Origin of the sequence: Mesorhizobium sp. M2A.F.Ca.ET.037.01.1.1, assembly GCF_003998075.1 — a bacterium.
In the GTDB taxonomy this organism is placed as follows: Bacteria; Pseudomonadota; Alphaproteobacteria; order Rhizobiales; family Rhizobiaceae; genus Mesorhizobium.
On sequence record NZ_RZSA01000584.1, the window covers coordinates 1 to 4,301 of the forward strand.

Sequence of the window (4,301 nt, forward strand, 5' to 3'; positions counted from 1 at the left end):
GTTCGGGCGTCAGCTTGGCGCGCAGCACCCCGATGGCGTCCTTGAGTTTGGCGGCGGAAGCGGCGCGTTTGGTCACCTCGTCGGCCAGCTTTTCCTGGAAGGCGAAGGGATCGCGCTTTGCCTGATCCGGCTCGCCACCGGCGGCGGCGTCAGGCCCGCGGCCGGGCGGGGCGAAATCGGGCCGCGGCGGTGGCGCCAGCACCGCCTGCAGCGCGCTGGTATAGTCGCGCCAGGCATCGAGCTGCTCGGAGCGGATGCCGATCCGGGTCTCGAGCGCAGCGAGCCGGGCAGCGAGAAATTCGGGCGGCGGACCCATGTGACGCGGGCCGAAGTCTTCCGGGCCTTGACGCATCGCCCAGCGCTGACCGGGCCACGGCTTCATCGGGCCGGGGCCAGCATCGTCTTGCCGGCCGATTGCCGGCGGCTCGCCCGCGGGTGCAGCGCCGGGCTCCGGCTGGGCAGCGAGCACCGGGTGGACGGCCGCGACCGAGAACAGGCCGAGCGCCAGAAGTCTGCTTCGCATGACATGATCCTTTCCTGCGTGCTTCGGATGCCGGGAGGATAGGAAGCCTCTTTTGCCGCATTGCTTCGGCGCATTGCCGAAGGTTTCCAGAAAAAGGAGATTTGTTTCCGAATGTTTCCGGCGGGGTCTTGGAAACGTTCCGTTGCAATTTTCCATGCCGCTTGGCGGCGTCGCTCCCTATAATCAGGAACGAAAAGGCAAGCGGGCGAAGAATGCAGGCACAACCCCACATCCTCGTCGTGGACGACGATCGCGAGATTAGGACGCTGCTTGGGCGCTATCTCGACGGGCAGGGCTTTCGCGTGTCGGTGGCGGCGGACCGGCGCGAATGCGAGCAGAAGCTCGGCTCCGGCCAGTTCGACCTGATCGTGCTCGACGTCATGCTGCCGGACGGCTCCGGTCTCGACATCTGCCGGAGCCTGCGCGATCGCAAGCCGCACATTCCGGTCATCCTGCTGACGGCGCTGAAGGAAGATGTCGACCGTATCATCGGCCTGGAGCTCGGCGCCGACGACTATCTCGGCAAGCCGTTCAACCCGCGCGAGCTTTCGGCCCGCATCCGCGCGGTGCTCAGGCGCTCGGCGCCGGAAGAAGCCGCCCCGCCCAAGGTCCGCGTCTATCATTTCGCCGGTTACAGCCTGGAGCCGGACACGCGAAAGGTGATGGATGCCGATGGCGCCCTGGTCGACCTGACCGGCGCGGAGTTCGATCTGCTGCAGGTCTTTCTCGATCGGCCGGGACGGCTTTTGTCGCGCGACCAGCTGCTCGATCTGACGCAAGGGCGCGAGCGCGAGCCGCTCGACCGGTCCGTCGACGTGCTGATGAGCCGGCTGCGGCGGAAATTCGCCGAAGCGGGCGAGGAGGCATTGTTCAAGACCGTGCGCAATGGCGGCTATCAACTGACGGCACGGGTCGAGACTGCGGAGACCGAAGCGTGACTTCGCTGCGCCGGCGGCTGATCATCCTTTTGGTCGCGTCGATCCTGGGCGTGGTCGGGCTTGCCACCTTTGTCGCCGTCAAGGTGCTCGGCGGGCCGTCGCCGGAGCTGACGATGGGGCCGCTGGCGCACCAGATCCAGTATATGATGCAATTGGTTCCAGGCCACGTGCCGAGCAGCGGCGATGCGCCGGTGACGATCAGCGATCGTCCGGCGTCCGGGTTCGAGGACCGCAAGCACACACGCGTGCTGAACGACATGCTGCGCCAGAACGGTCTCGATGTTTCGGCGGTCGTCAGCCGCAGGGCCGAGCAACCCGGGATGATCGCCTCGGTCGCTTTGCCTGACCATCGCTGGATGATCGTCGATGTTCCCGACGTGGGCCCGCCGCGCGATGTCTGGTACGGGTTCGCCGGCTGGATGGCGCTGATCGTGCTCGGCGCGACCCCGGTGTCGATCTATTTCACCGGCGTGCTGGTTCGGCCGCTGGAAATGCTGGAATCCGCCGTCAGCAAGATCGGCTCGGATGGCATGCTGGCGACTTTACCGGAGAAAGGTTCGGCCGAGGTGAGGGCCACCGCCCATGCGCTCAACGAGCTGTCGGCTCGATTGAAGACGGCGATGGAAAGCCGCATGCGGCTGGTGGCCGCCGCCGGCCATGATCTCAGGACCCCGATGACCAGGATGCGGCTCCGCGCCGAATTCCTCGAGGAGGATCGCGAGAAATGGCTGAGCGACCTCGACGAGCTCGACCGTATCGCCGACAGCGCCATCCGCCTGGTGCGCGAAGAGGTCAACCACGACGCGGTCGAGCCGGTGGAACTGGACCGGATAGTCCGCGATATCGAGGTCGAGATGGTCTCGCTCGGCCATGCGGTGACGATCGACCATCTCGACCATGTGTTCGTCAAGGCCGGCGCGCTCGGCTTGCGCCGCGCGCTGCGCAACCTGATCGTCAACGCCGCCACGCATGGCAAGAGCTGCACCATCGCGCTTGCGCGGCGAGGCGGCCAGGCGGTTCTCACCATCGCCGACCGCGGCGCCGGCATCCCGCCGGACCTGTTGAACAAGGCCTTCGAGCCGTTCTTCCGGGTCAATCCGGCGCGCACGCAGTTCATCCCGGGCGCGGGGCTGGGTCTCGCCATCGCCAAGGAGATCATCGAGCGCTATGGCGGCTCGATCACGCTGGAGAACCGGCCGGGGGGAGGGCTGCTGCAGACAGTGGTTTTTGCAACAGCCTGACCTCGGACGTCATTTGTCCTCGGGCAATTCCAGGGATTGGGCGCGGGGTTTCAACTGCTTTCATGGCTTCGCTCGCTGCATCGTGACCGCGCCACCGTTGCGGAGCGGCATCGCACGATGCGAATTTGGCGATACGATGTTTTGCGAGGATGCGACCATGCCCATAGGCAAGATTGCGTTTTGCGCGGCAGCGATGATCGTTGCCGCTACAAATTTCGCCGATGCACGACCCGACACGCGCACCATGACCTGCGCGCAGACCCAGGCGCTGATCCAGAGCCGGCATGCGGTGGTGCTGACCACCGGGGCGAACACCTATGAGCGCTATGTCCGCCAGTTCGGCAATGAGTGCGATGCTCCCTACGTGCCGATGGTTGACTATGTTCCGACCCGTGACGGGCAGTGCATGGTCTATCGCTGCGAAGAGCCGGCGCCGATGGTTCCGGATTGATCGGAGGCTGCCGCTTCGCTCTGCGGGATGGCCGCTGCCTTTTCTGATCGTCAACCCGCGCGGGCTCGAGCAACGGCATGCGGTTCGCCACAGAGCCCGCGCTGCCTCTCACTTGACCTTCTTGATCTCCGGGCCTGACGGCTGGTCGGTCGCTGGAGCCGGCGTGCAGTCCTGCCCCTTGCACTCCAAAGCGGGGTCGTTCCTCGGCGGCAGGCAGTTCTGTCCCTCGCAGTGAACGGGCGGCAGCTGTTGCGCCGCGTCGCCGTTCGACTGAGCGGGCTGATCCTCGGCGCGGACGGGCTGCAGTCCGGTCAGGCCGGTCACTGCCGCGCATAAGAGAACTGTCCGAAGCAGGTTCATCCGCGCCTCCATGGCGAGGCAGAACTCTACACCGTCTGATCGCTGCCAACATGCGTCACCCAACAACGCCGTTAATGACGCGTTTCGGCCCGGTGAGCGCGAGGTGCCGGATTCGGCCGTTCAGGGAGGATAAGACTGGTACGCCCAAGGGGAATCGAACCCCTGTTACCGCCGTGAAAGGGCGAGTTTTACGCCTATGACACGAGCCTTATGTGTCTACCGGCGTCTATGGGTATTTATGTAACATATTGTGGAAATTATATAATTTGAAAGCCTCGTCCATCCTTGTCTTCGTGCATCCGCGGGTGTATTTCGGTACCAATTTCGGGTCCACATCTGCGAGAACGGACTGGCCAAATGGCGCGAACGAGAACAGACGCGGCGATAACGACGCGCAATGCCCGCAAGCAGCTCAAGCCGCGCAAGAAGCCGTATTGTCGATCACTCGGCCCAACTGTTGCCATCGGCTACCAGAGGAAACCGCGCGGCGGCGTCTGGCAGGCGATAGAGTCGCTTGGTGGCAAACGCTATCGCGTCGAGCAGGTTGGCATCGCTGACGATTTTCTGGACGCAAACGGCGTCAATATTCTCGACTACGAGCAGGCAAAAAGCGCCGTGCTCGCGAAGATTTCCTCGTGGCATGCAGAGCTAATAGCGTCCGCAGATGGTCCATCGCCAACGGTCCGTTCGGCCGTAGAAAGTTACATTGATTTGCAGTCGATACGGGAACGCGCTGTAGCGGGCAAAGGGAGGATGCGTGGAGATGCAAGACTTAGGCTTTCGCGACA

General features: G+C 64.2%; 5 protein-coding genes, 1 tRNA gene and 1 pseudogene. 4 read left to right on the plus strand and 3 right to left on the minus strand.

Annotation, left to right across the window (positions count from 1 at the left end; all coding sequences use genetic code 11):
• The coding region (locus EOA27_RS24735; protein WP_127257481.1) for a hypothetical protein at positions 1-523 on the minus strand (523 nt) is incomplete at its 3' end.
• Positions 524-735: 212 nt separating this feature from the next.
• Here EOA27_RS24735 and EOA27_RS24740 point away from each other — a divergent pair.
• The 3 genes from EOA27_RS24740 (at position 736) to EOA27_RS24750 (ending at position 3,153) form a co-directional block, all read left to right on the plus strand.
• Positions 736-1,461 carry a response regulator gene (locus EOA27_RS24740; RefSeq protein WP_126082334.1) on the plus strand — a complete coding sequence of 242 codons (726 nt, stop codon included), beginning with the start codon at positions 736-738 and terminating at the stop codon, positions 1,459-1,461.
• Positions 1,458-2,702: an ATP-binding protein gene (locus EOA27_RS24745; protein ID WP_126082335.1), complete on the plus strand. Its 1,245-nt coding sequence runs from the start codon at positions 1,458-1,460 to the stop codon at positions 2,700-2,702. The genes EOA27_RS24740 and EOA27_RS24745 overlap by 4 nt, the downstream gene beginning before the upstream one ends.
• Before the next feature lie 157 nt (positions 2,703-2,859).
• Positions 2,860-3,153 (plus strand): hypothetical protein, encoded by a 294-nt coding sequence (locus tag EOA27_RS24750; RefSeq protein ID WP_126064633.1) that lies wholly within the window; start codon positions 2,860-2,862, stop codon positions 3,151-3,153.
• Between the two features lie 108 nt (positions 3,154-3,261).
• On the opposite strand, the gene EOA27_RS24755 is transcribed toward EOA27_RS24750, so the two are convergent.
• Positions 3,262-3,513 carry a hypothetical protein gene (locus tag EOA27_RS24755; RefSeq protein WP_126082336.1) on the minus strand — a complete coding sequence of 84 codons (252 nt, stop codon included), beginning with the start codon at positions 3,511-3,513 and terminating at the stop codon, positions 3,262-3,264.
• Positions 3,514-3,649: 136 nt separating this feature from the next.
• Positions 3,650-3,739, minus strand: a tRNA-Ser gene (locus tag EOA27_RS40370).
• A 131-nt stretch (positions 3,740-3,870) separates the two neighbouring features.
• Here EOA27_RS40370 and EOA27_RS24760 point away from each other — a divergent pair.
• Positions 3,871-4,301, plus strand: a pseudogene (locus tag EOA27_RS24760) (integrase); the annotation flags it as partial.

Bases quoted from the DNA above. Each gene is read 5' to 3' on its own strand.
- EOA27_RS24740 (WP_126082334.1), top strand. From the start codon at position 736: ATGCAGGCACAACCCCACATCCTCGTCGTGGACGACGATCGCGAGATT.
- EOA27_RS24750 (WP_126064633.1), top strand. From the start codon at position 2,860: ATGCCCATAGGCAAGATTGCGTTTTGCGCGGCAGCGATGATCGTTGCC.
- EOA27_RS24755 (WP_126082336.1), bottom strand. From the start codon at position 3,513: ATGAACCTGCTTCGGACAGTTCTCTTATGCGCGGCAGTGACCGGCCTG.